General features: G+C 61.7%; 20 protein-coding genes, 1 tRNA gene and 1 pseudogene. 11 read left to right on the forward strand and 11 right to left on the reverse strand.

What is annotated here, in order from left to right; all coding sequences use genetic code 11:
* From EOA75_RS08240 to EOA75_RS08255, 4 genes are all read right to left on the reverse strand, one after another.
* Positions 1–841: ABC transporter transmembrane domain-containing protein (locus EOA75_RS08240; RefSeq protein WP_245466589.1), on the reverse strand; the 841-nt coding region annotated here is incomplete at its 3' end.
* A gap of 192 nt (positions 842–1033) precedes the next feature.
* On the reverse strand, positions 1034–2191 hold the full coding sequence (locus EOA75_RS08245; protein ID WP_127324044.1) for a CAP domain-containing protein: 1158 nt from the start codon (positions 2189–2191) through the stop codon (positions 1034–1036).
* A gap of 200 nt (positions 2192–2391) precedes the next feature.
* Positions 2392–2676 carry an acylphosphatase gene (locus EOA75_RS08250; protein WP_067321058.1) on the reverse strand — a complete coding sequence of 95 codons (285 nt, stop codon included), beginning with the start codon at positions 2674–2676 and terminating at the stop codon, positions 2392–2394.
* Positions 2677–2748: 72 nt separating this feature from the next.
* Entirely contained in the window at positions 2749–3861 is a 1113-nt protein-coding gene (locus EOA75_RS08255; RefSeq protein WP_127324045.1) for a pyridoxal phosphate-dependent aminotransferase, read from the reverse strand.
* Between the two features lie 130 nt (positions 3862–3991).
* Between EOA75_RS08255 and EOA75_RS08260 the strand changes: the two genes are divergently transcribed.
* Positions 3992–5659, forward strand: a complete 1668-nt coding sequence (locus EOA75_RS08260; RefSeq protein ID WP_127324046.1) for a sulfotransferase — start codon at positions 3992–3994, stop codon at positions 5657–5659.
* Positions 5660–5987: 328 nt separating this feature from the next.
* Positions 5988–7661 carry a sulfotransferase gene (locus tag EOA75_RS08265; protein WP_127324047.1) on the forward strand — a complete coding sequence of 558 codons (1674 nt, stop codon included), beginning with the start codon at positions 5988–5990 and terminating at the stop codon, positions 7659–7661.
* A gap of 425 nt (positions 7662–8086) precedes the next feature.
* Here the strand turns inward: EOA75_RS08265 and EOA75_RS08270 are convergent, their stop codons facing one another.
* The 3 genes and pseudogenes from EOA75_RS08270 to EOA75_RS08280 form a co-directional block, all read right to left on the reverse strand.
* Positions 8087–9223 carry a porin gene (locus EOA75_RS08270; RefSeq protein WP_095781533.1) on the reverse strand — a complete coding sequence of 379 codons (1137 nt, stop codon included), beginning with the start codon at positions 9221–9223 and terminating at the stop codon, positions 8087–8089.
* 97 nt (positions 9224–9320) lie between these two features.
* Positions 9321–9553 (reverse strand): annotated as a pseudogene (locus EOA75_RS34910) (GIY-YIG nuclease family protein).
* 104 nt (positions 9554–9657) lie between these two features.
* Positions 9658–9748, reverse strand: a tRNA-Ser gene (locus EOA75_RS08280).
* 444 nt (positions 9749–10192) lie between these two features.
* On the opposite strand from EOA75_RS08280, the gene EOA75_RS08285 reads away from it, so the two are divergent.
* Positions 10193–11344, forward strand: coding sequence for a porin (locus tag EOA75_RS08285; protein ID WP_095777863.1), 1152 nt, complete (start codon positions 10193–10195; stop codon positions 11342–11344).
* Between the two features lie 242 nt (positions 11345–11586).
* Complete coding sequence (locus tag EOA75_RS08290; protein ID WP_127324048.1) at positions 11587–12660, forward strand: site-specific integrase; 1074 nt, start codon at positions 11587–11589, stop codon at positions 12658–12660.
* A gap of 71 nt (positions 12661–12731) precedes the next feature.
* On the opposite strand, the gene EOA75_RS08295 is transcribed toward EOA75_RS08290, so the two are convergent.
* Together EOA75_RS08295 and EOA75_RS08300 are read right to left on the reverse strand one after the other, a co-directional pair.
* Positions 12732–13619, reverse strand: a complete 888-nt coding sequence (locus EOA75_RS08295; protein WP_127324049.1) for an alpha/beta hydrolase — start codon at positions 13617–13619, stop codon at positions 12732–12734.
* A gap of 293 nt (positions 13620–13912) precedes the next feature.
* Complete coding sequence (locus EOA75_RS08300; RefSeq protein ID WP_095800126.1) at positions 13913–15955, reverse strand: lytic transglycosylase domain-containing protein; 2043 nt, start codon at positions 15953–15955, stop codon at positions 13913–13915.
* A 300-nt stretch (positions 15956–16255) separates the two neighbouring features.
* Between EOA75_RS08300 and dapA the strand changes: the two genes are divergently transcribed.
* The 3 genes from dapA to EOA75_RS08315 are packed head-to-tail and all read left to right on the forward strand — an operon-like array spanning position 16256 to position 18429.
* Complete coding sequence (dapA, locus tag EOA75_RS08305; RefSeq protein WP_095823685.1) at positions 16256–17137, forward strand: 4-hydroxy-tetrahydrodipicolinate synthase; 882 nt, start codon at positions 16256–16258, stop codon at positions 17135–17137.
* Positions 17138–17162: 25 nt separating this feature from the next.
* Positions 17163–17642 (forward strand): SsrA-binding protein SmpB, encoded by a 480-nt coding sequence (gene smpB / locus EOA75_RS08310; RefSeq protein ID WP_067321086.1) that lies wholly within the window; start codon positions 17163–17165, stop codon positions 17640–17642.
* Positions 17643–17685: 43 nt separating this feature from the next.
* Positions 17686–18429 (forward strand): GH25 family lysozyme, encoded by a 744-nt coding sequence (locus EOA75_RS08315; RefSeq protein WP_127324050.1) that lies wholly within the window; start codon positions 17686–17688, stop codon positions 18427–18429.
* Here EOA75_RS08315 and EOA75_RS08320 read toward each other — a convergent pair.
* Complete coding sequence (locus EOA75_RS08320) at positions 18398–19069, reverse strand: uracil-DNA glycosylase (RefSeq protein ID WP_164747319.1); 672 nt, start codon at positions 19067–19069, stop codon at positions 18398–18400. The genes EOA75_RS08315 and EOA75_RS08320 overlap by 32 nt on opposite strands.
* Positions 19066–19647, reverse strand: a complete 582-nt coding sequence (locus EOA75_RS08325) for an NYN domain-containing protein (RefSeq protein WP_066997475.1) — start codon at positions 19645–19647, stop codon at positions 19066–19068. The genes EOA75_RS08320 and EOA75_RS08325 overlap by 4 nt, the downstream gene beginning before the upstream one ends.
* A 297-nt stretch (positions 19648–19944) precedes the next feature.
* Between EOA75_RS08325 and rpoZ the strand changes: the two genes are divergently transcribed.
* The 4 genes from rpoZ to EOA75_RS08345 all read left to right on the forward strand — a co-directional run bounded on the left by rpoZ (position 19945) and on the right by EOA75_RS08345 (position 23848).
* Positions 19945–20346: a DNA-directed RNA polymerase subunit omega gene (rpoZ, locus tag EOA75_RS08330; protein WP_066997473.1), complete on the forward strand. Its 402-nt coding sequence runs from the start codon at positions 19945–19947 to the stop codon at positions 20344–20346.
* A 125-nt stretch (positions 20347–20471) separates the two neighbouring features.
* The gene (locus EOA75_RS08335) at positions 20472–22700 is read left to right on the forward strand and encodes a bifunctional (p)ppGpp synthetase/guanosine-3',5'-bis(diphosphate) 3'-pyrophosphohydrolase (protein ID WP_066997471.1); all 2229 of its coding nucleotides are present in this window, start codon (positions 20472–20474) and stop codon (positions 22698–22700) included.
* Between the two features lie 114 nt (positions 22701–22814).
* Positions 22815–23393, forward strand: a complete 579-nt coding sequence (gene pyrE / locus EOA75_RS08340; RefSeq protein WP_095823682.1) for an orotate phosphoribosyltransferase — start codon at positions 22815–22817, stop codon at positions 23391–23393.
* Between the two features lie 74 nt (positions 23394–23467).
* Positions 23468–23848 carry a VOC family protein gene (locus EOA75_RS08345; RefSeq protein ID WP_127324051.1) on the forward strand — a complete coding sequence of 127 codons (381 nt, stop codon included), beginning with the start codon at positions 23468–23470 and terminating at the stop codon, positions 23846–23848.
* Positions 23849–23927 lie beyond the last annotated feature (79 nt).

Below are 23927 nucleotides of genomic sequence, written 5' to 3' on the forward strand. Positions count from 1 at the left end.
AGGCGGCAAACAGATCGACCAGCCTCTGCCAGCTCTGGCGCGCGCTGAGGAAGTGCTTCCAATACGCGGTGGCGAGCTCGATCGGCGCCAGCGCCCGCGATGTCAGGATTGAACTGGCGATGATGATGCCGGGCGTGGCCTGCTGGTAAATGACCAGATAGGCGCCGAGCGCCAGGACCATCGACTGCAGCATCATGCGCATGATGCGCGAAGCCGCACCCAATCCGCTCGTCAGGTCGCTCGCCTGCGCCTGCGCCTCGCGGAAGGCGTTGTTTGCTTGGCTCCAGCGCCCGGCCAGCCTCTCGCCCATGCCCATGGCGGCCAGCACTTCGGCGTTGCGGGCGCTCGCCTGCGCGATCGCGCCGCGCCTTGTGCCGAAGCCGGACATTGCCTTGGTCGGGGCGCGGACCAGGCGATCGGTGAGTGCCGTCAGCGCGATCAGCAGCAGCGCGCCGATGAGCGCCGCGACGCCGATCCACGGATGGAAAAGAAAGCAGATCACAACATAGAGCGGCATCCATGGCAGATCGAACAGCGCACCCGGGCCGGGGCTGGAAAGGAAGCCGCTGACCTGGTCGAGGTCGCGCAGCGCCTGCAGGCCTTCGCCGCGATCAGGCGTTCTGAGCGGCAGCCGCACGAGGCAGTTGAAGACGCGGCCGGCGATGAGCTCGTCGATGCCGGCGCCGATGCGTGTCAGCACGCGCGCACGGATCGCTTCGAGGACGCCCTGGAAGGCATAAAGCACGGCGACCAGAATGATCAGCGCCACCAGCGTCGGCACGCTGCGGCTAGGCAGAACGCGGTCATAGACCTGCAGCATGAACAGCGAACCGGACAGCATCAGCACGTTGATGAGGCCGCTGAGGCCGGCGACGGCCGCATACGGGCCGCGGAAGGAGGCGAGCGCCTTGCGAAGCTCGGAAGGCTTCAGGTCAGCTAAAGGCGAGCGTGTCAGATGGTTACCCCCGAAAAAACCGCGCCCGGCTTGAGGCGGGTTGGCGGGCCGCGATCGAGGCGCGGCCCGCGGTCAAGATCAGCCGACGAGTGCCGTCGTCTGATGGTCGGAATGGCCGGCAATCTGCGCCAGGATCTTGGTGATCGCGGACTGCGCCGCATCGGCCGCGTCGGCAAAGACCGGATTGTCGGCCGGCAGCTGGTCGTGCAGCCCCGCTGCCGCCCGTTCCACAGCCTGCTGGACATGGTCCGACGGATCCGGCGCGTTGTCCGGATTGGCGTGCGAGGCGTGACGGAACAAGAATTGGTCGCCGTCCAAGGCCACCGCATCATGCTTTGGCGCGTCGGTGGAGTCGGTGAGACCAGGCGTGCCCCGGTCGCCAACAGGATGCTTGCCGAAGAAGTCGGCGAGCCAGTTTTTGGCGCCGTTGCCCGTGTTCGGTCCGCTGGTCGACGCGGCCGGGGCGTGGCTTGTATCGGATCCTGAATCTTCTGCCGATGCCGTCGCCGCGAGCGTGCCCGATTTCATTGCCGGGTCGATCAGGTCGCGCTTGACGTTCTTGGTGCCGATTGTCGCCGTCTGCGTCGAAGTGGCGATATTGGCGCCAGAAAAAGTGACGTTATAGGTGCCGGGCTTCAGCGCTAGATCATAGCCGCCGGCGGCCGAGGTCGTGGTCTTAAAGGTCTGGCCGGCTGAGTTCCTGGCGGTCACAGTGATGGTGCCCAGCCCTTCGCCCGGATCGTAGAAACGGTCGCCGTCCTTGTCGTCGAAAGCGACGCCGGTGAGGAAGAGATCCGTGCCGCTCTTGGCGAAATCCTCGGTGACGAAGGCGCTGCTGCGGCCCTTGTAGTCGCCGACCTCGAAGGCGAGCCCAACTTCACGGAAGTTGGAATTGAGGATGTTGGCCCGGTGCCCGGGAGAATTCATCAGATTGGTGTGGAGAAGCTTGACCTCGTCGACATAGCCGGTCGGCGCGCGGGTCGTTGCCCAGGCGATGTTCTCGCCCGTGGCCCATGAGCCGCTCAGCGTATAGCCGGCATTCGTCATGCGCGTCGTCGGCGACGAACCTCCGGAACCGGTGTGGGAGAATGTGTCGGTGGCCAGCATCCACTTGTCGTGGCCCTCGGCGGCTTCGCTGAGATCGTTGTCGAAGGCCAGGGGCTGGGCGCCGGTCTTGGCGCGCTCAGCATTGATGAGCTCGAGCAGATACTGCTCGTTGGCACTGTGCTGCGGCATCGGATATCCCCGTTGATACTGTTTGGTGAGCCCCCTGATCTCCGTCACCCGCCTTTCCGGCTATGGAGCAAATATGTTCATCATGCGGCGCTAAAGTAACAAATCGGAATATACGCACATATATCGTGTGCGTATCGCACCAGAAGCAATGTCGGACGGTTTGCCGATCGGTGGATGGAAGCTGATTTCGGCGGACTTGCCTAGGCGATGATCCTGAAGTCGATAGGTGCACTATCGTCCGTGCGTTCTTCGACCTCGACCCTGATGACCGTCGCGCCCCTAGGCCCCCGCCACAGCCGATCGACCATCGAGTCGATCGCTGCGTCGGCGCCGGCGATGAGCGCCGTGACCGAACCGTCGTGCTCGTTTCGCACCCAGCCCGTCAGTCCGAGGCGCACGGCTTCGTCCCGCGCCCAAACCCGGTAGCTGACCCCTTGCACCTTGCCGGAGATGCGCGCCCGAACGGTTCTCTTCTGCTCGACCATGCTCGTCTCCGCCTTCGAAGCCTTACGGAATCCGGCTCGGCGCCGCGCAAACGCAACGGCTGTGGATCGCCGTTAGTTCCCCCGCGCCGTCGCCAGCGCGCCAGGCAATTCCTCGGCGAAGATGTCGAGCTCATGGTCGAGGCCGACGCTGACCCGGATGCAGCGGTCGAGCCGCGGCGCCATCGGCTTGCGGATGAAGACGTCGCGCGAGAGCAGCGCCTGCATCACCTTCAGCGCGAAGGCGCCGTCGCGGCCGCAGTCTATGGTGACGAAATTGGTCGCCGAGGGCAGCGGCTTCAGCCCGTTTTCCTCGGCGATGGCCGCAATGCGCCGGCGCCCCGCGGCCACGCGCGCCACCACCGAATTCAGATAGTCCTGATCGGCCAGCGCCTCGAGCCCGGCGATCTGCGCCATGCGGCTGACGCCGTAATGGTTGCGGATCTTTTCGAAGTCGCGGATCACTTCCCGTTCGGCCACCGCATAGCCGCAGCGAATGCCGGCAAGCCCATACGCCTTGGAGAAGGTGCGCATGCGCACGACGTTCGGCCGCGCGACGTCGATCGGCGGTAGCGCCGAGGCCGGTCCGAGCTCGCCATAGGCCTCGTCCAGCACCAGCATGGTGGTTTCCGGCAGGGCCTCGATGAAGCCGACGACGTCCGGCGCCTCCCACCAGCTTCCCATCGGATTGTCCGGATTGGAGAGATAGACGAGCGGCGCTCGTTCCCGGGCGACAGCGGCAAGCAGTCCGTCGAGGTCCTCCTTGTCGTCGGCGTAGGGAACCGTCACCAGCCGGCCGCCGACGCCGGCGATGTGGAAGTTGAAGGTGGGATAGGCGCCAAGCGAGGTCACCACCGCGTCGCCCGGCGCGACATACATGCGCGCCACAAGGCCGAGCAGCCCGTCAATGCCTTCGCCGACCACCACGTTCTCGACGCCGACATTGTGATGCGCGGCCGCCGCGACCTTCAGCTCGAAATTGTCGGGGTCGCAATACATCCACTGGTCGCGCGCAACGCTCTCCATGCGGGCAATCACGCGCGGCGAGGGGCCAAAGCTGCTCTCATTGGCGCCGATGCGGGCGCGGAAAGGCCGGCCGCGCTCGCGCTCCTGCGCCTCCGGCCCGACGAACGGCACCGTGGTGGGAAGCGCGCCGACGATCGGCGTAAGGGAAGGGCGCTGGCGCATGGCAAAGGCTCGGTTGAGAAAGGTGGCTTCTTGCTAACGTGAGCGATGGAAGGACGCAAGCTGCGCCAGAACCATATCGATTGCGCGGCTCAGGCTGGATTCCGCCGCTTGTTTTTGGTAGCGAGGCACCATGAACAATCGACTGCCGCCTGCTTGGTCAAAGCACCTTAGATCCGGCCCTGCGCCGCAAACCAAGTTGCCGCAAGCCAGTTTGCTGAAAACAAATTTGCGCGCGCGAGAGAGAGCCGACGACGAGCTCCTGAAGCAAGCCTATGAACACCAGCAAGCCAAACGGCTGGAGGAGGCTCAGGACATATGCCTCCAAGTCCTTGCGCGCACGCCAAATCATCCTCTTGCTATGTACATCCTGGGGACGGTGTATGTGGGCTACGACGATGAAAAGGCTTTGCGATATTTCGCGCGAGCTGTCGGCGAGGAGCCTAAAAATCCTTACTACCATCTAAGTCTCGGCGACGTCTATGTAAAACTCAGCGAGTTTTCGTCAGCGATCAAGCACATAGAGTATGCACTGGACTTGCAGCCTGATCTTGTAGAAGCGCTTTGTTCTCTTGGCCGTGTTTATTTGGCGTTTGATAAACCAGAGATGGCATTGCCGCTCTTCGAGAAGGCGTTGAGAATCAATCGCGACCATCCGAAGGTACGCATAGGGCTTGCTAACGCGCTCAGCAGCCTCGGGCGGATGGATGAAGCCGCTACCTACCTGAAGGAAGCGATCGATCGGCGGATTGAAGTGCCAACTGCCTATAACGATCTTGTACACACCCGCAAATTCGCGGAGGAGCCCGCGGAACTCCAATCCATTCTGCGCGAACTCGACAATTCAAAGCTGGGCGGCCAGTGCGCGGGGCAACTCCATCACGCGGCCGGCAAGGTTCTGAACGACCTCAAACGCTACGAACAGGCTTTTTTTCACTTTAACAAGGCGAAAGAGGCCTTGGGTTACAGGTTCGATGTCGACCAGTACCGGCGCTGGGTCGATTCGATGATCGAGATATTCACCCCAGACCTGCTAGCCGAAAGAGCGGGCTATGGAAATTCGTCTGAAGTGCCTGTTTTTGTTGTTGGCATGCCACGTTCGGGGACCACGCTTACTGAACAAATTTGCGCCAGCCATCCGTATGCGCACGGCGCGGGCGAACTTAGCAAGCTGAGGCGAGTTGCGAACGCAACCGGCCTACTAGATCGCTCTTCGGGCGACATGGCCCAATCGATCATGTCAATCACACCCGATCTTTCAAAAATGCTGGCGGATGAACACTTGGCTTATCTACGGGAGAGGGCACCCCATGCGGCGCGCGTCATCGATAAGATGCCGCACAATTTCGAAGTGGTAGGCCTCATCTGGCTTCTCTTCCCCAACGCGCGGGTCATTCATTGCCGTCGCGACGCCATCGATAATTGTGTTTCTTGCTTCATGCTGGCCTTTAGCGAAGGTCATAGCTACAATTGCGATTTGCGCACACTTGGACTTTACTATCGCGAGTATGATCGCTTGATGCGCCATTGGAACAGAGTTTTCCCGGGTCGTATTCTCGAAAATCGTTATGAGACGCTGATTGAAAACCAGGAGGAGCAGTCGCGCCGTCTGATAAACTATCTTGGGCTATCATGGGACGATGCATGCCTTCGCTTCTTCGAGAGGGATGGTGCGGTAAACACGTACAGTCGCTGGCAGGTTCGCCAGCCGATCTACAAATCTTCGGTGAAGCGCTGGAAGAACTATGAGCGCGAAATCCAGCCCCTGATCGAAGCGTTGGGTGACTTGGCGGAGATTTGACTGCCACTGGCTAGGCTGCCCCATATCTCAATTTGGCCTCTGGCGCACCTGGGTTGACAGAGTACGACCAAAACACCTTGGGCGACCTGGCGAGCTGTAATGCGCGCCGAAATTGATGTGTCAGCGCAAATAATCTCCTCTGAAACGATGCCGCTTGCGGAAAGGGGACATCCGATCGGTGTAGAGGCAAGGTGCAGATGCGTGCCAAGGCTGGCAGTACTGTGGGCCGATCAGACGGGGATGGGTTGGGGCGCTGAATATCTATTCCGCGGACCCGCATCGCATTGTGTTTACTGGATTTCGCCCGCCCCCTTTGCTAGCCAAAGGCATGAATAACCGACTGCCACCTGCCTGGTCCAAACACCTCAAATCCGGCGTTATGCCGAAGCCCAGATGGCCCCAGGCAAGTCCGCCACAGCCGAGCCTCCAGAATTCGCTTGCCCGCGCACAGGCCGACGACGCTTTGCTGAAGAAAGCTTATGAGTGTCAACAGGCCAAACGCCTGGATGAAGCACAGGATTTATGCTTCCAGGTGCTGGCTCGAACGCCAAATCATCCGCTGGCCCTGTACATCATGGGCACCGTCTGTCTGGGTTCCGATCATGAGGCGGCCTTGCGCTATTTCGCGCGTGCAGTCGGCGAGGAGCCTAGAAACCCCTACTACCATCTTAGCCTCGGCGAGGCCTATGGGAAGCTGAGTGAATTCTCAGCGGCCGTCAAACACATCCAATACGCCTTGGAAGTGCAGCCCGATCTGGTAGAGGCGCTTTGTGCCTTGGGGGGCGTCTACACCCAGTTCGATAAACCTGATCTGGCCTTGCCGCTGTATGAGCAGGCGCTGAGGATCAAGCGCGACCATCCCAAGGCGCGGATCGGAATAGCAGCCGCGCTCACAGGCCTTGGGCGCATGGATGAGGCCGCTTCCTATCTCAAGGAGGCGATCGAACGCCGCATCGACGTGGCGGCCGCCTACTACGACCTTGTGCAAACCCGAAAATTCACTGAGGAGCCCGCCGAATTCCAGTCGATCCTTCGCGAGTTGAACAGGCCGGGGCTTAAGCCGGAGGCTAAAGCGAGTCTCAACTACGCCGCCGGTAAGGTGGGGAACGACCTCAAGCGCTATGCGCAAGCCTTCGACCACTTCAGGAAGGCGAAGCAAGCGGAAGGTCACAAATTCGACATCGATCAGTACCGTCGTTTCATAGACCTGACGATTGAAACCTTCACGCCGGATTTCTTTGCGGCAAGGTCCGGTTATGGCAATTCTTCCGAAGCGCCTGTGTTCGTGGTGGGCATGCCGCGCTCGGGCACCACGCTTACCGAACAAATATGCGCCAGTCATCCCGAGGCTCACGGGGCGGGAGAGTTGAGCAAGCTAAGGCGGGTGGCGAATGCAATCGGTCTGCAAGCCTCGGCCTCCGATTTCAGCAAACCGATCTCGACAATCACCGAAGGCTTGTCGAAGACGTTGGCCCATGAACACCACTCCTATCTGCGCGAGCGCGCTCCGACGGCGCAGCGCATCATAGATAAGATGCCGCACAACTTCGAATTGATCGGCCTTCTCAGCCTTCTCTTTCCCAAGGCGCGCATCATTCACTGTCGCCGCGATGCTATCGACAACTGCGTATCGTGCTACGTCCTGCCGTTCAACTCGACGCACGGCTACAATGCGGACCTGCAGGCGCTCGGCCTCTACTATCGCGAGTACGACCGCTTGATGCGTCACTGGAACGAGGTGTTCCCAGGCCGCATCTTCGAGAATCGATATGAGACACTTGTGGAGAACCAAGAGGCGCAGTCGCGCCGGCTCATCGATTATCTCGGGCTCCCGTGGGATGATGCCTGCTTGCGCTTCTTCGATAGGGAAGGGGCGGTTACCACCCCCAGCCGTTGGCAGGTTCGTCAGCCGATCTACAAATCCTCCGTGAGGCGCTGGAAGAATTTCGAAGCCGAGATCACCCCCCTGATTGAAGCCCTGGGTGACCTGGCCGAGGTTTGAATTCGATCGCCGGGCGCAGCCGCTCCGGCGAGCCAGTTGCTCGATCCGGAGATTCTGACGGCTTGGAGTTGGGTCGAGGAATTGCGGCGACGCAAAGCCAGATCGGTTATGACCGTTCGCGCCGCCTTTGTCCTGCCGGACGTTCGGCAGCAACTGCGGGCCGGACTGAATATCTCCCCACAAGTCGCGAGATTGGCAGCTTCGGCATCCCGTTCCATGCTGCGACCAGGAGCGGCTGTCCCCCGGATTTTAGGAGCTCTCCACAGCCGCTACGCCGATATCGTGTCGAACGCCAAAGGCGGCTCGGACATTTGCTGCAACACCCAAACTGCGCAGCGATTGGGGACCTCGACATGCACTTAAAACAAAAAAAAGCCCGGCGGTTGCCCGCCGGGTTTTCCTGTCTCCCCAGAAAATATCTGGTTCTAGAAGTCGCGCTGGAAACGGATGATACCGCCGACGCTGTTCTTCTTGGTGGCACCGGTCCAGTTGGAATTGTCCAGATCGCCGAACCTGCCATTGTGGAGGAAGTCAACTTCGGGCGTGATGGTGAGGCCGGGAACGACGGTGTAGGCAACGTTAGCTGCAATGCCGTAGTTCTTGAACTGATCGCCCGACACCTGAAGGTTGAAGGAGGCCTTGTCGCTGAACTTGTAAGTGCCGCCGGCCCAGAAGGCCCAATGGCCGCCCCATGGCTTGTAGAAGGAGCGAGCTAGTCCAACATCGCCAAGCTTGCCGTCGCTGCCGTAACCGAACATGCCGAACAGCGACAGTTCGTTGGTCACGTTCACATCCAGGCGAACCTTGCCGGATACGTTTTCGTAGTTGCTGTCGTAGGCAACGACACCGACGATGTCGCCCCAGCCCTGCGTGTACTTCACGCCGCCGACGACATGCGGAACATAGCTGTCGATCGTGCCAATTGCCCCGTCATATCGACCCGAACCCTCTTCCAGCGAGACCACTGCCGAGAAGCCGTTGCCGGCATCGAAGTAGTACTGGATTTCATTGGTCTGGAAGCCGCCGTAGGGGACCAGCGTGTCGTTGATGACGTTGCCGGCGTAACCGACGAAGGTGTCGAAAGCCGATTCGTCGAGACCGACGCGCAGTCCACCGAGCTGAACCCAGGCGAAGTGCAGGTCGAAGGTCTTGTTGCCGGCTTCATTGTACTCAAAGTCCCCGTTGCGGTTGCCGAAATTCATGCGCATTTCGGTGTAGGTCTTCAACGTGCCGAGCTCGGTTTCCTGGCCGGTCCAGGTCTTGAGCGTGAAGCGGGTGTTTTTGAACCATGTGCCCTGGTCCTTGCCGGTTACGACGTCGCTCGTGCGGGCGCCGTCGAACGAGCCGATGTCGCCACCAGCGGCGTCGTAGCGGACATAGCCGCCGATGCGCAGGCAGGTCTCGGTGCCGGGGATATAGAAGTAGCCGGCGCCGTACACGTCGCAGATCTTGACGTATTCAGCCGGTTCCGGCTCGGCGACGGTCACCGCGTCGGCAGCGCGAGCACCGGAAACTGCGATCAGGGCCGCAGCTGAGCCGAGAAGAAGGCTCTTGATGTTCATTTTCTGACCTCCAGTCAGAATCGAACGGCAGCGTCGATTTCACTCGACTGTCACCGGTGTCAGTGCTTTGTTATTGTGTATTTTTTCCGAGTGGCCGCTACCACAGACGTTTGCTGGCGAACGCGTGCCCGGATCCCGATTTGAGATAGCGCTCGAACGAAGTCGCCTTTGCTCGGCTTGAAAAGGCCATGTAGGTCACGATTCCACGGGAGAAATTTGGAAGTGTGACTGGACTTTCCGGCGTTATGCTCAGCAATTCGTCGCCGATGTTATGCCGAAATAACGCTCGCCTACGAAAGCCTCGCTCTCAATCAGGTATACGCACCACACGGACCGGCCCTCCTTCGCCAAGGCTTCGGAGGGCATCCTCTCCGCCATCCTGCTTCGCACGAACTGTAGGGCTTGTCCTGCGAAGCGCGCAGCGCGAAGCAGGATGGCGGAGAGGATGGGATTCGAACCCACGAGAAGCTTTTGACCTCTACTCCCTTAGCAGGGGAGCGCCTTCGACCACTCGGCCACCTCTCCGTCGCGCCGCTGGATAAAGAAAAGCATCAGCACAATCAACATTCCCGCGCCGTAATCACTGAAAATTCCGCACGGGGCAGCAGGATGAGTGTTCCCATGCGGCGATTCCATGGCGATTCCCTGCCCGGCGACTCGCACGCTGGCGCCGCAATTTCGGCCGCTCATCGCCGGATTCGACCGGCCGCAAGGCCTTAATGGTTAATGAGAACTTTCGGAGTGAGGCCAAATCGTGTCATTTGTGCAACAACGTTCGGGGATAGCGTCCGGACTGGGCTTCTGCCGATACGATCATGGTTGAACGCCGCCGCCGCCTGGGTAAAGGTCACGTTCGAAGGAGCGGCGCGGTGCGCATCTTTTTCGGTAAGTGGGGATGGGGCAGGGAACGCTGTCCTTCAGCAAAAAATACCCAGACCCGTTTTTTAACTTTTGACTGGAGGTCAGAAAATGAACATCAAGAGCCTTCTTCTCGGCTCAGCTGCGGCCCTGATCGCAGTTTCCGGTGCTCGCGCCGCCGACGCGGTGACCGTCGCCGAGCCGGAACCGGCTGAATACGTCAAGATCTGCGACGTGTACGGTTCGGGCTACTTCTACATCCCCGGCACCGAGACCTGCCTGCGCATCGGCGGCTATGTTCGATACGACATTGGCTTCGGCGATGTTGGCTCGTTCGATGGTGCCAAGGCTCTCGACAAGATCGATGGCGACGAGAACGGCACGTGGAAGAAAAATGCTCGCTTTACGCTGAAGACCTGGACCGGCCAGGAAACCGAGCTCGGCACGTTGAAGACCTACACCGAGACCCGCTTCAACTTCGGCAATGGTAGCGGCAGGGATGGCCTCGTCACCACCACCAATCCGGCTGGCAACAAAGACGTGTCGCTGAACTTCGCCTGGATCCAGCTCGGCGGTCTCCGCGTCGGTAAGGACGAATCGGCCTTCGATACGTTCATCGGCTATGCCGGCAACGTCATCCAGGACACGATCGTTCCTTACGGTGGCTTCGACACCAACGTCGTGCAGTACTATTTCGACGCCGGCAACGGCTTCTCGGCTGTGGTCTCTCTCGAAGAGGGCTACGGCGACGTTTACACCATCGACAGCTATGTTCCGCATGTCGTCGGCGGTGTGAAGTGGACGCAGGGCTGGGGCGCCGTCACCGGTGTTTTGGCTTATGACAGCAATTACGAACAGGTGACCGGCAAGGTTCGCTTGGACGTCAACGTCAATGACCAGATCTCGCTGTTCGGCATGTTTGGCTATGGCAACGACGGCAAGCTCAACGATGATAATTTCATCGACGCTAATGGTCGCGGCTTCTACAAGATCTGGGGCGGTAACTGGGCTTGGTGGGCTGGCGGCACCTATAAGTTCAACGAGAAGACCTCGTTCAACCTCCAGGTGTCGGGTGACGACGACAAGAATTACGGCGTCGCGGCAAACGTTGCCTACGACGTTGTCCCCGGCTTCACGGTCACGGCCGAAGTTGACTGGAACCATTATGGGAACTTCGATACCCCGACCATTTATGGTAACTGGACCAACGCTGACAAGAAGAACAGCGTCGGCGGTATCCTCCGCTTCCAGCGCTCCTTCTAAGGGCTGGACTGCAACAACATGAAATCCGGCCCGGGCATCTCTATGCCCGGGCCGTCTTGCTTTTCGCGATGGATCAACGCAACGAAAGGATGGGGGTGATACGGTAAGCTGATCGGGTCTGTAGAGCGACTTTGTGGGATCCGCCGTGGCGGATGGGGTCGGAGGCCAGACTCGAAAACTCTTGAAAGGATGCTCCCGAGCGGTTAGGGCTGGTCCCTTAACCACAGGGGGTGTGGCTAAAAATGTCGAATGAAGCGATTCAAGAGGGGGAGCCCTCTGGTCATTTTGCGGTATTTTCTTCTCAGAATTCGAAGTTTAGGTACACCTATAACAAGATCCGGGAAGTAAAATCGTACAGGGTCAGTGAGCTCTTTACAGCATACCGGGATATACTCTGGGATGATGGGCGGCATAAATACAATGTCAGCTCATTCATTGGTGAAATAGACGAGATCCTTCTGGGAGAGCGTTTCAGCACCTTTGACCAGAACACCCTGGACAGTCTTATCGGTACCTTGCGCCAGCGCGGGAACAGCAACGCAACCATCAATCGCAAGATGGCTGCACTCAGCAAGCTGCTGCGCAAGGCTCATAAGATGGGAGATATCCACAGCCTGCCCGAGTTCCGCCGCCAGAAGGAGCGGGCGGGACGGATTCGTTTCCTCGAAAGGGACGAAGAGACAAGGCTGTTCGCCGCCATCAAGAGCCGCAGCGAAGATGCTTACAGACTTTCCGTCTTCCTGGTCGACACCGGCTGCCGTCTCGGCGAGGCGCTCGGCCTGATCTGGAACGACATCCAGGAACACCGCGTCAGCTTCTGGATCACAAAGTCGGGCCGCAGCCGCACCATCCCGATGACCGAACGGGTCAAGGAGGTGATCAAGCTGCCGCCGACCACCGAAGGCCGCCGGCCAAAGGGTCCGTTCACCAAGCTCACCCAGGCGCAGTACCGCGCCATCTGGAACGAGGCGAAGGCCGAAGTCGGTCTTGGCGCCGATGAGCAGGTGGTGCCGCATATCCTGCGCCACACCTGCGCTTCGCGACTCGTCCAGGGCGGCATCGATATCCGGCGCGTGCAGATGTGGCTCGGTCACCAGACGCTTTCGATGACCATGCGGTATGCGCACCTCGCCACCAACGACCTCGATGGCTGCGTCGTGGTGCTGGAGAAGCCGCGTGCCGAAGAGGCGCCGCGGCCCGCAGAGAACTCGGTGTTTGCGTCCCCGTTGACCACGCCGTCACCGACCAAAGCCGCCCGCAAGGAGAGCGGCTCGGAGCCGGCGAAGGCAGGCCGCAAGAGCTCGAAGGGCAAATAGGCGGCACGACACGCGCCGGGAATCTATATTTCAAAAACAGCCCCGGGGCGGAGTTAGTCTCGGGCTTTACTTTACGTGGACTTGACTTCGGCGCGATCGAGGAAATCCGCAATCTTCTTCGGCAGGTTGCCGGTTTCCAGCAAGGGCGCGTGTCCCTGGCCTTCCACCGTGATCGTCTCCATGCCGGGATGACGCTTTGCCATCTCCTCGATCGTCGCGGTGGAGAGAAGCGTCGAATTGCCGCCGCGTATGGCGAGCAACGGCACGGCGGCAAGCGCGTTGAACTGTGGCCAAAGATCCGGCAGTGGCTTGCTGAAGTCGACATTGGCCAGGGTCTCGACCAGGGCAGGATCGAAATCGGGCACCAGCCCTGCATCCGTATCGCGGCAGATGGCGCCAACCATACGCGCCCAGTCGGCATCGGTGAGCGCAGGGAAGCCGGCACCATGCACGCGCCGCTGCGTGTCGACCGCCTCGGCGAATGTCTTCGGCCTCGGCGCGCGATCGAGATATGAGCGGATATGGGCCAGACCTTCCGCCTCGATCACCGGGCCAATATCGTTGAGGACAATGGCTTTCAACGCGGCCGGCTTCAGCGCGCCGAGCACATGGATGATCAGTCCGCCGCGCGAGGTGCCGATGAAGCCAGCCTCTTCGATACCCAGCGCTGACAAGCCAGCGAGCACGTCGCCGGCTTCGACGCCGACATTGTAGTGGCTGATGTCGGGATCGTAGTCGGATCGGCCACGGCCGCGATAGTCGAAAGCGACGACCTTGCGCGGCGTCTTCGCCTTGCCGGAGAGGTAAAGCGCGAGCTCATGGAAGTCGCGCGCATTGCGGGTGAGGCCGGGCAGGCAAACGATCGGCCAGCCACCGTTCGCCTCGCCATAAATGCGGGCATGCAGTTTCAGCCCATCGGGTGCGGCATAGAAGAAGTCGGAGAAACCGTCGCACGCCATCGGTATGCTGCTCCTCGCTGAGGTGACCGACAGCTACAGGCGAGGGCGGCCGCGGTCAAATGATGGGAAGGCACGTTACACAACCTTGCCACGCTGGCGGGACAGCATCTCCTCTGTTCTGTCGGACATCTCCCCGCAAGGGGATTTGACTGTCATCTAAGCTTTTACCCATCGCCAAAGCGGCATGAACGAGCCGGCAGCGAAACTGCCAATCTCCAAGTGCGGGAGGTGTCCGGCAGGACAGAGGGGCGCGAAGGATCGCCAACCTGAGGCTTGCATACGCCCCACGGCGATCAACTCCGCCCGTTCACCAGATCCCCGACGATGTCGTATTTGCCGGAAATACGCATCTTGTAGACTTCATAATTCTCCATCACGCGCTGCACGTAACTTCTTGTTTCCGTGTAGGGGATCCGCTCGACCCAGTCGACGACGGCGTCCACGTCCTTGCCGCGCGGATCACCGTATTTCGCCACCCACTGGGCGGCGCGGTTTGGGCCGGCATTGTACCCCGCGAAGGTCAGCACATAGGAGCCGTTGAAGCGGTCGAGCTGCTCGCCGAGAAAAGCTGACCCCAGCGTCGCGTTGTAACCGGCATCGGTCGTCAGCCGCGTTTGCGAGAAGGTCATGCCGGCCTTCTTCGCCAGTTGCTTGGCGGTACCCGGCATCAACTGCAAGAGGCCGCGCGCGCCCGCGCTGGAAATCGCCGCGACATTGAACTCGCTCTCCTGGCGGGCGATGGCATAGGCCAGCGCCTTGCCGGAGCCGGAGATATCGGCCGAATCGGGAATGACACCCAACGGATGCGAAAGCGCACCCACATCGATGCCGCGCTGGGCGGCGATCTTGCCGACCTTCAGCGCCATGAAATGGTTGCCCTGTTTTTCGGCAAGCCCCGCCAGCAGCGCAAGCTCGCCGGGGCTGGTCAGCTGCCCCGCGAGGTCGCGGTAGAGCGTCTCGGCATAGCGGTCATACCCTGCCTCCTGCAGCCGCTTGATCGCTTTCACCGCCTCGCGGCCCTCGAAGCTTTGGCGGTCGGCCGCGCTGGGCGTGGGATGGACGATGCTCAAGGTTCTGAGGCCCACACGCTCGCCGGCAAGCTGGCCGTAGAAGGTGGTGCCGTAGCTGGCGGCCCGGGTGAAATAGTCCTTGGCGCTGCCCGGGCCGCCGACTTCCGCGGCGCGGCCAAGCCAGTAATAGGCGCGCGACAGCGACACCGGTCCCTGGGCGAGCTCGGCGATGCGTGAAAAATGCGAGGCGGCTGCTGCCGGGTCGTTGAGACCGCGCAATGCATACCAGCCGGCATGGAACTCGGCTTCCGCGGCGCTGGCCGCGCTTTCGGCCGCATGCATGGAGGCGATCTTGTAGGCGGTCTTTATGTCGCCCTGATCGACCAGCTCGCGCGAAAGAACGCGCCGCTCCACCCACCAGGCATCGGGATCGACCAGCGCGTCGCGATTGGTCGGCGCCTTCATCACGACTGCCGCGGCATCGGCAAGTTTTTGCTGCTTGCGCAGATATTCTGCCTCGGCGAAGAAATAGCCGGCCGAACGCTGCGCCGCCGGCACCGCCTTCAACAGTTTCGCCGCGTTTTTTTCGCCTTTATCGACCGCCACCCAGGCATCCGCCAGTTGCTGGGCGCCGGCAATGCCGGCGACGCGCAGCGCCGAGGACGGCCGGTCGGCATAGAACATGCGCTCCATGCGATAGCGATGATCGGCCGCAGGGATCAGCGTGCCGAATTCCTTGATGATGGAAGTTTCGTCCTGGGCATCCAGCTTCTCCGTGCGCCAGAAGGGCACCAGCACCGCGCGCGCCGCCGCTTGATCGCCCAGCGCCACCTGCGAGCGGGCAAGGATGATCACGCCTTCCGGCGTCAGCGGCTGGCTGCGGCCGAAGGCCCGCACCACCACTTGCGGCGGCGGGTTCTCGCGATAGAGCGCGCGCTCGCTGTTCCTGCGCAGCGCGATCGTGCCCGGCCATCCAGGCAGCATCTTGGCGGCATCGGCGATTTCGCCGCTCGGCACCTGGTCGCCGCCATAGAGCGCGATCGCCCAGGCCAGAATGTGCCGGTCGAGCGAGGTGGCGGGCAGCGTGTCGCGAGCATTGCGCGCCGCGGCGATGTTGTTCACCGCGAGCGCGTCGAGACCGCTCTTCAATTGCGCGATGCTGGCCGGGGGCTGAGGCTGCTGCGCCTGGTCCGCGGCCGACGGCGAGCCCGGCGCGGCAATCGCCGCCGTCACACGCACGTCGACGCTGCCGCCGATCGCCATACCCGGTATCAGCGCGACGGCCGCGCTCAAAAGCGCGAACAGATGAGGCCGATTTGTCGGCATGTTCCACCCCGGCACATTGTCAGCAGGCAGGGCCTTCGAGGCCGACCCGGAGCCTAAACTTAGGTCGTGAAAGGCTCGTAAACAAAAGGTTATCGAGGCCGTTCGAATTACGCTTGCTGGCACTACAGCAATGCTTGCCGCTGAACCGTGTCGAGACTATGGTGCGCGGCTTCGCTTTCGATTAGAAGGCGTCGAAATTAACGCATCGACAAAACGCTGATGCATGTCGCCCAAAGTGGGCACCCGGCTTTGGGAGAGCGACATGCTTAGACCAACAAAGTCCCAAGGAGTTTGGACAATATGCTGAGAGGCTCGCTGACTGCGCTCGTGACACCGTTCGAAAAGAGCGGGCGTTTCGACGAGAAAGCCTTTCGCGCGTTTGTCGAATGGCAGATCGCCGAGGGCACCAAGGGCCTCGTGCCCGTCGGCACCACCGGCGAGTCGCCGACGCTGTCGCATGACGAGCACCGCAATGTCGTCAAGGTCTGCATCGAGGTCGCCAGGGGCAGGGTTCCAGTTGTGGCCGGTGCCGGCTCCAACAACACCGAGGAAGCCGTCGGCCTGGTGCAGTATGCCGAAAAGGCCGGCGCCGATGCAGCCCTGGTCGTCACGCCTTATTACAACAAGCCGACCCAGCGCGGCCTCTACGAGCATTTCGCAGCCGTTGCCAGGGCAACCAAGCTGCCGATCATCATCTACAACATCCCACCGCGCTCGGTGATCGACATGACCCCGGAGACGATGGGCAGGCTGCGCCACGACTTCAAGAACATCGCCGGCGTCAAGGATGCGACCGGCAAGGTCGAGCGCGTCTCGGAACAGCGCATGACCTGCGGCAAGGATTTCATCCAGCTTTCCGGTGAGGATGCGTCCGCGCTCGGCTTCAATGCGCATGGCGGCGTCGGCTGCATCTCGGTGACGTCGAATGTCGCGCCGCGCCTTTGCGCCGAGTTCCAGGAAGCCACGCTCTCCGGCGACAGCGCCAAGGCGCTAGAACTGCAGGATCGTCTCCTGCCGCTGCATAAAGCAATTTTCGTGGAGCCCGGCGTATCCGGCGCCAAATACGCCCTGTCGAAGCTGGGCAAGGTCGAGAACGTGGTCCGCTCGCCGCTGGTGACGGTCGAAGCTTCGACCGCCGAGAAGCTCGACGCGGCGCTGAAGCACGCCGGCTTGATTAATTAGGGATGAGGCGCCACCTCTCCGCATTATGAATCAAGTCAAGAAAGCCGACCCCAACAACAGGACGGTCGCCGAAAACCGCAAGGCGCGCTTTTCCTACGAGGTGCTCGACACGATCGAGACCGGCTTGGTGCTGACCGGCACCGAGGTCAAGTCGCTGCGCCAGGGCCAGGCGAACATCCAGGAGAGCTACGCCTCCGCCGAAGGCGGCGAGATCTGGCTGATCAATTCCTATCTGCCGGAATATCTCCAGGCCAACCGCTTCAACCACGAGCCGCGCCGGCGCCGTAAGCTGCTCGTCAGCAAGCGCGAGATGGCCAAGCTTGCCCAGAGCGTGGAGCGCGAAGGCATGACGCTGGTGCCGCTGAAAATCTATTTCAACGATCGCGGCCGCGCCAAGCTCCTGCTCGCCATCGCCCGCGGCAAGAAGCTGCACGACAAGCGCGAGACCGAAAAGCAGCGCGACTGGTCGCGCGAGAAGGGGCGGCTCCTTAAGGAGCGCGGATAAAGCCACCTTCGATATGCGGGCAAGGCGAGCAGGGAGCCAAGGCTTGAGGAACGGCTTGATTGCCCTGGCCCTGGCTTTCGTGGTTCTGGCGCTTGCCACATGGGCAGAGGGCTTTTTCCGACCCCGTGCTTTCCCGCCGGATCGCAGCGAATTCCCCATAAGGGGCATCGATGTTTCGCATCACCAGGGCAGGATCGACTGGCCGCGCGTCGCGGCCGACGATGTCGTCTTCGCCATCATCAAGGCGACGGAAGGTGGTGACTATGTCGACGATGCCTTTGCTGAGAATTTGCGCCAGGCCCGCGCGGCGGGCCTCGCTGTCGGCGCCTATCATTTCTTCACCTTCTGCCGCCCGGGTGCCGACCAGGCCAGGAACTTCATATCGGTCGTGCCGCGCGGCGAGCAGCTCTTGCCGCCGGTGGTCGACATCGAGTTCCACGGCAATTGTCCGCGACGCCCTTCGCCCGCCGAGCTGAACGCCGAACTGCTGGCATTCCTTGGCCCGGTCGAGGCGGCTTACGGCAAGCCGGCCATTCTCTATATAACCGATGAGACGGCACCGACCTATGCCGCTCATATCGCGGTACGCCAGCGCTGGCTGCGCTCTGTGCGGGGGCCGCTGAACGACGACGACTGGGTCTATTGGCAATATCTCGACACAGGCCGTGTCGACGGCATCGACGGCGACGTCGACCTGAATGTGCTGAAGGGCGGGCCGGCGAGGCTGTCGGAGTTGTTTGCCGCGGCGCCGGACCCTAGCTCTTCAGGAAGGCTGCTATCTCCTTGAAGACATCGACGAACATCGCTTCCGTCAAGACACCGGTGTTGGTGTTGTAGCGCGAGCAGTGATAGCTGGAGAACAGCGTGATGCCGCCGGCCTGCTGGCGTCCGCCGTGGCGGAACGGAAGGGTGGCGACGCGCCCGCCCAGCGCCCGCACCGTCGATTGATGCGCGATCGAGCCCAGCGTCAGGATGGCCCGCAGATTGGCAAAGCGCGCGATCGTCGGTTTGAGGAAGGTGCGGCAGGTGGCGATCTCGGCGCCGACCGGCTTGTTTTCCGGCGGCACGCATCGCACCGCATTGGTGATCGCGGTGCCGACGAGCTCCAGCCCGTCATCGGGCCTGGCCTTGAATTCCCCGCGCGCCAACCCTTGAGCGATCAGCGTTGCGTAGAGCAGGTCGCCGGCATAGTCGCCGGTGAAGGGACGCCCGGTGCGGTTGGCGCCGCGCAGGCCGGGCGCCAGCCCGACGATGAGGAGCCTGACCGAGTCCTCGCCCTCCGGCGGCAGGAAGGTCGGCACCGGTGCATTGAACCAGCCCGGCTCGCGCTGGCGCCAGGCGGCGATGAAGTCGTGCAGCCGCGGGCAAAGCGGACAATCGCGGTCAGGCTCGGGGGAGGGCGCGGCGCTCAAGGCTGCCGCGCTCAATAATCGTCCTCGTCGGCTTCAGCAGGCTCAGGCCGGCGGACCGGCCGTTCCGATGGATCGCGGCCGACTTCGTTCTTCAGCGTCATGAGGTCGATGAAGTGGTCGGCCTGGCGGCGCAAGTCGTCGGAGATCATCGGCGGCTGCGAGGCCATGGTCGAGATGATCGAAACCTTGCGGCCACGCCGCTGCAGCGCCTCGACCAGCGTGCGGAAGTCGCCGTCGCCGGAGAAGATGACATAGTGGTCGACGACATCGGCAAGCTCCAGCGCATCGACGGTGAGCTCGATGTCCATGTTGCCCTTGATCTTGCGCCGGCCGGTCGAGTCGGTGAACTCCTTGGCTGGCTTGGTCACCACCTTGAAGCCGTTATAGTCCAGCCAGTCGATCAGCGGCCGGATCGAGGAATATTCCTGATCCTCGACCAGCGCGGTGTAGTAATAGGCCCTGAGCAGGTAGCCGCGTTTCTGAAAGCTCGACAGAAGCTTGCGGTAGTCTATGTCGAAGCCCAGCGCCCGCGAGGTGGCGTAGAGGTTGGCGCCGTCGATGAAAAGAGCGATCTTTTCACGGGGATCGAACATTGAAAAATATCCTTTTTCAAAAATTTCTGTCGTCTAAAAGGACGTGACGGGTAGGCCCGATAATGGTCCCTCTTCCCGCCCCTTTCGAGATAACGCCAGATTTATGGATATCCAAGGGCAGGGCGCGCATTGCAAGCAATTGTGATCGGCACCAGGTAAGCAAGGCGAAGTCCGATATTGAGCCGGGCAGGGGCTCGTGCTTCGGCGGTGCCCGCCATAAAGCTTGTATTTCGGCGGCGTCCTTGTTATGGAGCCCGCCAGTTTTCCATCAAATCCACGCATGAAAGGGGGCAGTCCATGGCCCGCGTAACCGTTGAAGATTGCATCGACAAGGTCGACAACCGTTTCGAGCTCGTGCTGCTCGCCGGCCACCGTGCCCGCCAGATCAGCCAGGGCGCGCAGATCACCGTTCCTCGCGACAATGACAAGAATCCGGTCATTGCGCTGCGCGAGATCGCCGACGAGACGCTGTCGCCGGACGACCTCAAGGAAGACCTGATCCACTCGCTGCAGAAGCATGTGGAGGTCGACGAGCCGGAGGCCGAGGGCGAGGCCATCGCCGACCAGACCGGCGCTGCCACCGCTGCTGCCGACACCGACGATGCCGAAGAGAACATCGCCTTCGACCGCATGAGCGAGGAAGACCTGCTCGCCGGCATCGAGGGTCTGGTGCCGCCGGAAAAGAGCGACGACTACTAAGCTCTTGGACACGGGCCTGGATCAAGCATCCGGGACTTCCGTATCGTCAGTTTCGTGGCTATCTATGGGATGCGTCGCACGCCGGTGCGGCGCATCAATCATTTCATCACCGCGAGATTTCGCCCATGATGCGTCAGTATGAGCTTGTCGAGCGCGTGCAGCGCTACAAGCCTGACGTCAACGAGGCGCTGCTCAACAAGGCCTATGTCTACGCCATGCAAAAGCATGGCCACCAGAAGCGCGCCTCGGGCGATCCCTATTTCTCGCATCCGCTGGAAGTGGCGGCCATCCTCACCGAGATGCATATGGATGAGGCGACCATCGCCGTTGCCCTGCTGCACGACACGATCGAGGACACGACCGCCACTAGGGCCGAGATCGATGAATTGTTCGGCCCCGAGATGGGCAAGCTGGTCGAGGGACTGACCAAGCTGAAGAAGCTCGACCTCGTCTCCAAGAAGGCCGAGCAGGCCGAGAACCTGCGCAAGCTGCTGCTGGCGATCTCCGAGGATATTCGCGTTCTGCTGGTCAAGCTCGCCGATCGCCTGCACAACATGCGCACGCTCGACCATATGCCCGAGTCCAAGCGCTTGCGCATCGCCGAGGAGACGATGGATATCTATGCGCCGCTCGCCGGCCGCATGGGCATGCAAGGCATGCGCGAGGAACTTGAGGAGATCGCGTTCCGCTACATCAATCCGGAAGCCTATCGCGCCGTCACCGCGCGGCTCGCCGAAATCTTCGAGCGCAACAAGGGCGTGCTGGACGAGATCGAGAAGGCGTTGTCCGGCCTGTTCGAAAAACACGCGATCAAAGCCGGCGTCAAAAGCCGGCAGAAGAAGCCTTGGTCGGTGTTCCGCAAGATGGAGGCCAAGGCGCTCTCCTTCGAGCAGCTCTCCGACATCTTCGGCTTCCGTGTGGTCGTCGACACCGTCGAGGACTGCTACCGCGCGCTTGGTGCCATCCACACCACCTGGTCGATGGTGCCTGGCCGCTTCAAGGATTACATCTCGACGCCGAAGCAGAATGACTACCGCTCGATCCACACCACCATTGTCGGCCCCTCGCGCCAGCGCGTCGAACTGCAGATCCGCACCCGCGAGATGAACAAGATCGCCGAATACGGCGTTGCCGCGCATTCGATCTACAAGGACAGCGGCGGCAAGCCGAACGGCGCAGCGCACGCGATCTCCAAGGAGACCAACGCCTATGCCTGGCTGCGCCGCACCATCGAGCAACTGGCCGAGGGCGACAATCCCGAGGATTTCCTGGAAAACACCAAGCTCGAGCTGTTCCAGGACCAGGTGTTCTGCTTCACGCCCAAGGGCATGCTGATCGCCCTGCCGCGCGGCGCCACCCCCATCGACTTCGCCTATGCCGTCCACACCGATGTCGGCGACACCTGTGTCGGCGCCAAGGTCAACGGCCGCATCATGCCGCTGATGACGGAGTTGAAGAACGGCGACGAGGTCGAGATCATCCGCTCCAAGGCGCAGGTGCCGCCGGCAGCCTGGGAATCGGTCGTCGTCACCGGCAAGGCGCGCGCCGCCATCCGCCGCGCCACCAAGAATGCCATCCGCAAGCAATATTCCGGGCTCGGCGCCCGCATCCTCGAACGCGCCTTCGAGCGCGCCGGCAAGAACTTCACCAAGGAAAGCCTGAAGCCGGTTCTGCATCGCCTGGCGCGCAAGGATATAGAGGACGTGCTGGCCTCTGTCGGCCGCGGCGAGCTTGCCTCGACCGATGTCATGAAAGCAGTCTTCCCCGACTACAAGGACGAGCGCGTCACGGTCGCGGCGCCCAAGCAGCGCGAGGAAGGCTGGTCCAAGATCCGCAACGCCGCGGGCATGCTGTTCCAGATGCCCGGCCGCGCCGCGCGCAAGGGCAAGGACCAGCAGCGCGACGGTGCGGTGCCCATCCGCGGCGTGCGCGGCGACCTGCCGGTGCGCTTCGCGCCGGAAGGGGCGGTGCCCGGCGACCGCATCGTCGGCATCATTCAGCCAGGAACCGGTATCACCATTTATCCTATCCAGTCGCCGGCCCTGCAGGCTTTCGACGACCAGCCCGAGCGCTGGATCGATGTGCGCTGGGACATCGACGAGCGTACCAAGGAGCGCTTCCCGGCCCGCATCTCGGTCACAGCCATCAATGCGCCGGGCTCGCTCGCCGACATCGCGCAGGTCGTCGCGTCTAACGATGCCAACATCCACACGCTGTCGATGGTGCGCACCGCGCCCGATTTCACCGAGATGCTGATCGACCTCGAGGTTTGGGACCTGAAGCACCTCAACCGGCTGCTGTCGCAGCTCAAGGATAATTCGAGCGTCAGCGACGCACGGCGTGTGAATGGGTGAATAGTAAATAGTGAATAGTGAATTAGGTTGCCTATCACTACCATTCACCATTCACTCATCGCTATTCTATTCACTACTCATTACTCACCACTCGCCAAGAGCATGGAGCGAACAATGAACACCGATGAAGTGCTGGGCATTTTCCGCGAGGCGGGCGCGGTTCTCGAGGGGCACTTCATCCTGACGTCCGGACTGCGCAGCCCGATCTTCCTGCAGAAGGCGCGCGTCTTCATGCATGCCGACAAGACCGAGCGCCTGTGCAAGGCGCTGGCCGAGAAGATTCGTGAGGCGGTGCCGGGCAGGATCGACTATGTCGTCGGCCCGGCGATCGGCGGCCTGATCCCGGCCTACGAGACCTCGCGCCATCTCGGCGCGCCGGCGGTCTGGGTCGAGCGGGAAGGGGGCGAGTTCCGACTGCGTCGCTTCGAGATCGCAAAGGGATCGCGCGTCGTCATTGTCGAGGACATCGTCACCACGGGTCTCTCGATTCGCGAGACCATCGACTGCCTGCGCCAGCTCGGCGCCGAGGTGGTGGCGGCCGCCTGCATCATCGACCGCTCGGCCGGCAAGACCGATGTCGGCGTGCCGCTGATTGCGCTCGCCGAATATGAGGTGCCGGCCTACCCGCCCGACCGCCTGCCGCCGGAACTTGCCGCCATCCCTGCCGTTAAGCCGGGAAGCCGAAATATCTGACCTGGCGATGAATGAAAACAAGCACCTGAGGGTGCCGGTTGAATCTCTTTGCCAGCGAAGCGCGCAGAGGCCCCATGATAGCCGGCATCGATCATTTCGTCCTGACGGTCCGGTCTGTCGAAGCGACTTGCGACTTCTATCAGCGCGTGCTGGGCATGGGGCGGCTGGACGAGCCGAGCCGGCCGACCGCGCTTCTGTTCGGATCGCAGAAGATCAATCTGCACGAGGTCGCTCGCACCTTTGAGCCGAAGGCGAAGGCGCCGACGCCGGGCTCCGGCGATTTCTGCCTCATTGCTGCGGTGCCTCTTGCCGACATCCGCGCCAGCCTCGAAGCCAACGGTGTGGCGGTCGAAGTCGGACCTGTCGAGCGCACCGGTGCTCGCGGCAGAATGATGTCGGTCTATTTCCGGGATGCCGACGACAACCTGGTCGAGGTCAGCGAATATCGAACTTAGCTGAAAAGCCCAGGCTGACCGCGTCCGATACCTCGGCGCCGCGGTCGCGCAAGGACGAATGGCCAAACATGCTTTGCCC

It is taken from the genome of Mesorhizobium sp. M1A.F.Ca.IN.022.07.1.1, from assembly GCF_003997575.1.
In the GTDB taxonomy this organism is placed as follows: Bacteria; Pseudomonadota; Alphaproteobacteria; order Rhizobiales; family Rhizobiaceae; genus Mesorhizobium.

What these genes read in the sequence shown, in the direction of transcription:
- EOA75_RS08245 (WP_127324044.1), bottom strand. Translation starts at nt 2,191, where the DNA reads ATGCCGCAGCACAGTGCCAACGAGCAGTATCTGCTCGAGCTCATCAAT.
- EOA75_RS08250 (WP_067321058.1), bottom strand. Translation starts at nt 2,676, where the DNA reads ATGGTCGAGCAGAAGAGAACCGTTCGGGCGCGCATCTCCGGCAAGGTG.
- EOA75_RS08255 (WP_127324045.1), bottom strand. Translation starts at nt 3,861, where the DNA reads ATGCGCCAGCGCCCTTCCCTTACGCCGATCGTCGGCGCGCTTCCCACC.
- EOA75_RS08260 (WP_127324046.1), top strand. Translation starts at nt 3,992, where the DNA reads ATGAACAATCGACTGCCGCCTGCTTGGTCAAAGCACCTTAGATCCGGC.
- EOA75_RS08265 (WP_127324047.1), top strand. Translation starts at nt 5,988, where the DNA reads ATGAATAACCGACTGCCACCTGCCTGGTCCAAACACCTCAAATCCGGC.
- EOA75_RS08270 (WP_095781533.1), bottom strand. Translation starts at nt 9,223, where the DNA reads ATGAACATCAAGAGCCTTCTTCTCGGCTCAGCTGCGGCCCTGATCGCA.
- EOA75_RS08285 (WP_095777863.1), top strand. Translation starts at nt 10,193, where the DNA reads ATGAACATCAAGAGCCTTCTTCTCGGCTCAGCTGCGGCCCTGATCGCA.
- EOA75_RS08290 (WP_127324048.1), top strand. Translation starts at nt 11,587, where the DNA reads ATGTCGAATGAAGCGATTCAAGAGGGGGAGCCCTCTGGTCATTTTGCG.
- EOA75_RS08295 (WP_127324049.1), bottom strand. Translation starts at nt 13,619, where the DNA reads ATGGCGTGCGACGGTTTCTCCGACTTCTTCTATGCCGCACCCGATGGG.
- EOA75_RS08300 (WP_095800126.1), bottom strand. Translation starts at nt 15,955, where the DNA reads ATGCCGACAAATCGGCCTCATCTGTTCGCGCTTTTGAGCGCGGCCGTC.
- dapA (WP_095823685.1), top strand. Translation starts at nt 16,256, where the DNA reads ATGCTGAGAGGCTCGCTGACTGCGCTCGTGACACCGTTCGAAAAGAGC.
- smpB (WP_067321086.1), top strand. Translation starts at nt 17,163, where the DNA reads ATGAATCAAGTCAAGAAAGCCGACCCCAACAACAGGACGGTCGCCGAA.
- EOA75_RS08325 (WP_066997475.1), bottom strand. Translation starts at nt 19,647, where the DNA reads ATGTTCGATCCCCGTGAAAAGATCGCTCTTTTCATCGACGGCGCCAAC.
- rpoZ (WP_066997473.1), top strand. Translation starts at nt 19,945, where the DNA reads ATGGCCCGCGTAACCGTTGAAGATTGCATCGACAAGGTCGACAACCGT.
- EOA75_RS08335 (WP_066997471.1), top strand. Translation starts at nt 20,472, where the DNA reads ATGATGCGTCAGTATGAGCTTGTCGAGCGCGTGCAGCGCTACAAGCCT.
- pyrE (WP_095823682.1), top strand. Translation starts at nt 22,815, where the DNA reads ATGAACACCGATGAAGTGCTGGGCATTTTCCGCGAGGCGGGCGCGGTT.
- EOA75_RS08345 (WP_127324051.1), top strand. Translation starts at nt 23,468, where the DNA reads ATGATAGCCGGCATCGATCATTTCGTCCTGACGGTCCGGTCTGTCGAA.